4 protein-coding genes are annotated in these 4,937 nt (G+C 53.6%); 3 read left to right on the forward strand and 1 reads right to left on the reverse strand.

The features are described 5' to 3' along the window. The 3 genes from ACEW8P_RS17075 to ACEW8P_RS17085 form a co-directional block, all read left to right on the forward strand. On the forward strand, window positions 1-2,329 hold a 2,329-nt coding region (locus ACEW8P_RS17075; protein WP_373514283.1), incomplete at its 5' end, for an ATP-dependent Clp protease ATP-binding subunit. 74 nt (window positions 2,330-2,403) lie between these two features. Continuing rightward, window positions 2,404-3,591, forward strand: coding sequence for a cytochrome-c peroxidase (locus ACEW8P_RS17080; RefSeq protein WP_373514284.1), 1,188 nt, complete (start codon window positions 2,404-2,406; stop codon window positions 3,589-3,591). An 89-nt stretch (window positions 3,592-3,680) separates the two neighbouring features. After that, window positions 3,681-4,235 (forward strand): type 1 glutamine amidotransferase domain-containing protein, encoded by a 555-nt coding sequence (locus ACEW8P_RS17085; protein ID WP_373514285.1) that lies wholly within the window; start codon window positions 3,681-3,683, stop codon window positions 4,233-4,235. Window positions 4,236-4,297: 62 nt separating this feature from the next. Here ACEW8P_RS17085 and ACEW8P_RS17090 read toward each other — a convergent pair. After that, on the reverse strand, window positions 4,298-4,937 hold a 640-nt coding region (locus ACEW8P_RS17090; RefSeq protein ID WP_373514286.1), incomplete at its 5' end, for a dicarboxylate/amino acid:cation symporter.

The following is a 4,937-nucleotide window of genomic DNA, read 5'->3' on the forward strand; positions in this document are numbered from 1 at the left end:
GACTTACCTGAAAGAGTTCGGCGACGAATTCGTCAGCATCGAACTGATGTTATTAGGAGTGCTGAGTGGCAAGGATGCCGTCCCTAAGTTGATGAAGGACGCCGGATTCAAGGAAAAAGAATTAAAAGAAGCTATTAAAGAATTGAGAGGAAAAAACAATCCCGTGAAAGATCAAAACGCCGAAGCTAAGTACCGTTCCCTGGAACGCTATAGCAAAAACCTGAACGAACTGGCGCAAGCTGGAAAAATCGACCCTGTGATCGGCCGCGACGAGGAGATTCGCCGCGTACTGCAGATTCTGAGCCGCCGCACCAAGAACAATCCGATCCTGATCGGTGAGCCGGGCGTCGGTAAAACAGCCATCGTGGAAGGGCTTGCCCAGCGCATCCTGCAGGGTGACATTCCCGAGAATTTGAAATCCAAGATTATTGTCTCGCTCGACATGGGACTGCTCATTGCTGGGGCCAAGTACAAGGGCGAGTTTGAGGAACGTCTCAAATCGGTCATCAAAGAAGTGACTGACTCCGAAGGCGAAATCATTTTATTTATTGATGAAATACACACCCTCATTGGTGCGGGCGGTGGCGGAGAGAGTGCCATGGATGCGGCCAATCTGTTGAAACCTGCTTTGGCGCGGGGGGAACTACACGCCATCGGGGCCACGACGCTGAAAGAGTACCAGAAGTACATGGAAAAGGATAAGGCGCTGGAACGCCGCTTCCAAGTCGTGACGGTGGATGAGCCCTCCGTGACCGACGCCATCAGTATTCTGCGCGGCATCAAGGACAAGTACGAACTGCACCACGGGGTGCGCGTTCAGGACGATGCCGTCATCGCCGCCGTGGAGCTTTCCAACCGCTACATCAGCGACCGCTTCCTGCCCGACAAAGCCATCGACCTGATGGACGAAGCCGCTTCCAAGCTGCGGCTCGAAATGGATAGTGTACCCGAAGAGCTCGATGAGCTGAACCGCCGCATTATGCAGTTGGAGATCGAGCGCGAGGCCATCCGCCGCGAAGACAACAAGGACAAGGAAACCGTCCTGAACAAAGATATCGCCGACCTCAGCGAGGAGCGCGACGCTCTGAGGGCCGAGTGGGAAAACGAAAAAGGCGTGGTGAACGAAATCCGCGCTTTGAAGGAATCCCTCGACCACATGAAGCTGGAAGCTGAGCAGGCTGAGCGTTCCGGCGACTTTGGCAAGGTAGCCGAGATTCGCTACGGCCGCATTCCCGAAGCGCAACAGAAACTAGACGAGTTGCAAAAAGCCGAAGGTGACCGCCGCCTTATGCAGGAAGAAATTGGAGCCGAAGACATCGCCGAGGTAGTTGCGAAGTGGACAGGCATTCCCGTCCAGAAGATGCTGCAAAGCGATCGCGAGAAACTACTGCACCTGGAAGACCGCCTGCACCAGCGCGTAGCCGGGCAGAACGAAGCCATCGAGATGGTTTCCGACGCCGTGCGCCGCAGCCGCGCGGGCTTGCAGGACGCAAAGCGGCCCATCGGTAGTTTTCTCTTCCTCGGCCAAACGGGCGTGGGTAAGACGGAGCTGGCCAAAACGCTGGCCGAGTACCTGTTCAACGATGAGAACGCCATCGTGCGCATCGACATGAGTGAGTACCAGGAGCGCCATGCGGTGAGTCGCCTCGTGGGCGCACCTCCCGGCTACGTGGGCTACGATGAAGGCGGCCAACTCACCGAAGCCGTGCGCCGCAAGCCGTACAGCGTGATTCTGCTGGACGAGATCGAAAAGGCGCATCCCGACGTCTGGAATATTCTACTGCAAGTACTTGACGAGGGGCGCCTTACCGACAACAAAGGCCGGGTCGCTAATTTCAAGAACACGATCATCATTATGACTTCCAACATGGGTAGCCATATCATTCAGGAGAAGTTTGCCGAGGACGAAGGCTGGAACCACAGTCTGATTATTGAGGAAACCAAGCAAGCCGTGCTGGAACTGCTGAAAGCTTCCGTGCGGCCCGAATTCCTGAATCGCATCGACGAGATTGTCCTTTTCGAGCCGCTGACTCGGGAGAATATTCGCAAGATCGTGGATATCCAGTTCAAGGGCATTCAGAAAATGCTGGCCGAGCAGGGCATCACCCTCGACGCCACCGACGAATCCCTGACTAAACTAGGCGAAGAAGGTTTCGATCCGGCTTTCGGCGCGCGCCCCTTGAAAAGGGTGCTGCAACGGAGCATCCTTAACGAATTGTCTAAGGGGATTCTTAGCGGGCAGGTCGCCAAAGATGCCGTCATCATGATGGAGTTGAACGATGCCGGGGAAATTTCTTTTGAGAATGTGAGCGGCGGAGTGGAGATTTAGATAGTTAAACTTTCTTGCAAACTACCTTTTACAAACGCTGGCGGAGTATCTAATGCTCCGTCAGCGTTTTGCGTATGAAATACCGGCTAATTCTCAGATTGATTCCCCTGCTACTTTTTTCTGTGATTGCAGCTTGCCAGAGCGAGCGGGACTCAGGGAGCAGGAAGCAGAAAACCGTCGAAACGCTGGCCGACCTGGGTGCGCTGCCGCTGGAGGTGGTTCACCCGAACGATAATCCCACGAGTAAGGAAAAGGTGGAATTGGGTAGGTTGCTTTTTTACGACCCGATTTTGTCAGGAAGCAGAGACGTGGCCTGCGCAACCTGCCACCAGCCGGAGTTCAACTACGCCGAGTTCATGGAAACGTCCATTGGGGTCAATGGCATGGGAAACGGCAGCAAGCGGCGGTTTCTGGCTCCGAACGACATTCCGTTTACCAAGCGTAATTCGCAAAGTGTACTCAACACGGCCTTCAACGGCATCGCCAACGGCCAGCCTTATCACGCCGAGTCGGCCCCGATGTTCTGGGATCTTCGAGCCAAAAGCCTGGAGGAGCAGGCGCTACTGCCCATCGCAACGCTGGAAGAAATGCGCGGCCACGGCGTGAGCGAGGAAAATATCCTGGCGGAAGTGATGGACAGAATCAGAAAAGTACCCGAATATCGGCAACGATTCGCGGCAGTTTTTGCCGAAGAAACGAATCTCGTCACCGAAAAAAATCTCGGCAAAGCCATTGCCGCCTTCGAGCGAACACTCATTGCCAACAATTCCCGCTTCGACCAGTACATGCGCGGCGACAGTAACGCGCTGTCGATGAGCGAGAAAGACGGGCTGAGGTTGTTCCTAAAAACGGGCTGCGCCAAGTGCCACAACGGCCCGATGCTCTCTGACTTCAAACTCCACACGCTGGGTGTCCCGGATTCTCATAATCTAAAAGAATCAGATGCGGGTGCCAACGGCGACTACGCTTTCCGCACCCCTAGTTTGCGCAATCTGCGCTATACTGCCCCATACATGCACAGCGGCAAGTTCGCTAATCTGCAACAGGTGCTGCAATTTTATGAAGATATTTCAGGCGGTAAAACCCCTAACCCGAAGGTCAGGGAGGAACAAATGGATACGCTGGCTACGGATATGAACGTCAATTTCAAAGATATTTCCCGCATTGTGGAATTCCTGAACTCACTAAATGACGACGACTTTGACAAGACAGTACCGGAAAAGGTGCCTAGTGGCTTGAAAGTCAAAGGGAATCTTGACTAGGGGTAGGAAATACAACGATGGGCGCGTGTAGGATGGCACGTGATTTTTAACTGGGGAAGGCAATTACCAACCATTCAACAGACAAAATCATGGAAAATGCCCTTAATAAAATGAAAGTAGCTATCCTAGTGACCGATGGCTTTGAACAAGTAGAATTAACCAAACCCCGCGAAATGCTCGATGCGCAAGGGGCCACAACCCACGTAATTTCGCCTCAAAGAGATGAGGTGAAAGCCTGGAACAGCACCGACTGGGGCCAAACTGTAAAAGTAGACGTGCCACTAGATAGCGCCCGCCCTGACTATTACGATGCCCTGCTGCTGCCCGGTGGCGTAATGAATCCCGATTCGCTTCGCACCAATAAGGACGCCGTGGCTTTCGTAAAAGCGTTTTTCGATGCTAGGAAACCTGTTGCCGCCATTTGCCACGGCCCGCAACTACTTATCGAAGCCGATGTTGTGAAAGGACGCAAGCTTACCTCCTACCCTTCCCTGCAAACGGATCTAAAAAATGCCGGCGCTGAGTGGGTCAACGAGGAAGTAGTTTCTAGCGACGGACTCGTGACGAGTCGAAAGCCCGATGATATTCCTGCTTTCAACAAGGCAATCGTGGAGTTATTTAGTCAGCAATCGGTAGAAGCCTAGAACAGCCTTCCTTCGCTTGTTGAGCGCCGACAGGGTTTTAAAATCCTGTCGGCGTTTTTTGTTTAATGCTCCAAAATTTCTTCAACAATATGCTCCTCCTCGACCTGATCGGATAGGTGCATCTTCACATCGTCCAATTCGCCTTCCCAGCGAGCGATAACCGTCGTGGACAGGCAATTGCCAATTACATTGACCGACGTCCGGGCCATATCCATCAATTCGTCGATACCCATTATGAGGAAAACGGGCCACTCGGGGAGACCAAAATTGGCCACCGAACCCAGCAGAATCACCAATGTCGCACGCGGAATACCGGCCACGCCCTTACTGGTAAGCATGAGCATAAAGACCATCGCGATTTGTTGCCCTATGGGAAAATCGATGCCCGACGCCTGGGCCACAAAAATCGTCGCCAGCGACAGGTAGAGCGTCGAGCCGTCGAGATTAAAGCTGTATCCCGTCGGAATGACGAACGACACGATCTGCCGTGGCACACCAAATGCTTCCATTTTTTCCATTGCCTTGGGCAAAGCTGCTTCCGAACTGGTCGTGGCAAAGGCAATCGACACGGGTTCGGCGATCTGCTTGGCGAACTTGATGATCGGTACCTTGGCGATCAGCGCCACGGGCACCAGCACCAGCAGAATGAAAGCGATTAGGGCGCAGTAGAGTGTCACGAGCAGCATCGCCAGGTTTTGCAGC

The organism is Persicitalea sp. (assembly GCF_041751555.1).
Classification (GTDB): Bacteria; Bacteroidota; Bacteroidia; order Cytophagales; family Spirosomataceae; genus Persicitalea.

Bases quoted from the DNA above. Each gene is read 5' to 3' on its own strand.
- ACEW8P_RS17080 (WP_373514284.1), top strand. From the start codon at position 2,404: ATGAAATACCGGCTAATTCTCAGATTGATTCCCCTGCTACTTTTTTCT.
- ACEW8P_RS17085 (WP_373514285.1), top strand. From the start codon at position 3,681: ATGGAAAATGCCCTTAATAAAATGAAAGTAGCTATCCTAGTGACCGAT.